Raw genomic sequence first — 986 nt, 5'->3', positions numbered from 1 at the left:
GCCTCCTCGACGCGGCGAGTGGAACCTCGGCCGTTGCTGGAGCGACGCGGCCACCACCGCCGGTAGCGGCGCCCCCGCTGCCCTTAGCCAGTTTCTTGGTTCGGCTGGAGCGCTGTTTCTCCGTCCCGGCCTGATCGTCCGCTCGGCGTCGCGCGCAGCCGCGGTCAAGAATGGCCGCAGGCCACCGCGTAGCGGCGCGCAGCGTTACTTGACGGCGGCGAGCACGGCGCCAGGCTAGAGGCAGGCGGGCTGAGCAGCCGCGTCCGCAGTCCGATCGCGCCTTGGCGCGGCAATGCGGTGCCCGCTCTACACGCGACACCCTGATTGCGCGGAGAATCGCCATGGCAAACAGCGACGTCTTCACCCTCGGCCTCGGCCTGACCCCACCCTGGCGCGTGGTCGACCAGCGGCTGGAGACTGACCGCCAGCCGAACGAGCTGCATCTGGCCGTCGCCGCCGACCCGGGCGCCCGCTTCCCCTGCCCAAGCTGCGGCCGGCTGTGCAAGCCGCACGATTGGAAGGAGCTGAGCTGGCGGCACCTCAACTTCTTCCAGCACGCCTGCATTATCGAGGCCCGCGTGCCGCGCACCGACTGTCCGGAGCACGGCGTGCTGCGCATCACCGTCCCTTGGGCACGTCCGGACAGCGGCTTCACGCTGCTGTTCGAGCAGGCCGCGCTGGCTCTGATGCGCGAGATGCCGGTCGCCGCTGCCGCGCGCATCATCGGCGTCACCGACCAGCGGCTGTGGCGCATCCTGCGGTTCTATGTCGGCCGGGCGATCGAGCGGCTCGATCTCAGCGGGGTCGAGGCGGTCGCACTCGACGAAACCGCGGCCAAGCGAGGCCACAGCTACGTCACCGTGTTCATTGACCTCGATGCGGCCGAGCGCCCGGTGCTGTTCGTCACCCCCGGCAAGGGTAAGGAATGCATGACCGCCTTCCGGGCCTTCCTGGCCGAGCACGGCGGCGAGGCCGGCCGCATCGCC

Annotated in this window: 1 protein-coding gene; it reads left to right on the top strand. The window is 70.6% G+C overall.

What is annotated here, in order from left to right; genetic code table 11:
• Positions 1-341: 341 nt before the first annotated feature.
• Positions 342-986: ISL3 family transposase (locus APM_RS17305; protein WP_007424690.1), on the top strand; the 645-nt coding region annotated here is incomplete at its 3' end.

The organism is Acidiphilium sp. PM, from assembly GCF_000219295.1.
Classification (GTDB): domain Bacteria; phylum Pseudomonadota; class Alphaproteobacteria; order Acetobacterales; family Acetobacteraceae; genus Acidiphilium; species Acidiphilium multivorum.
This window is presented reverse-complemented; position numbering and strand designations above follow the sequence as displayed.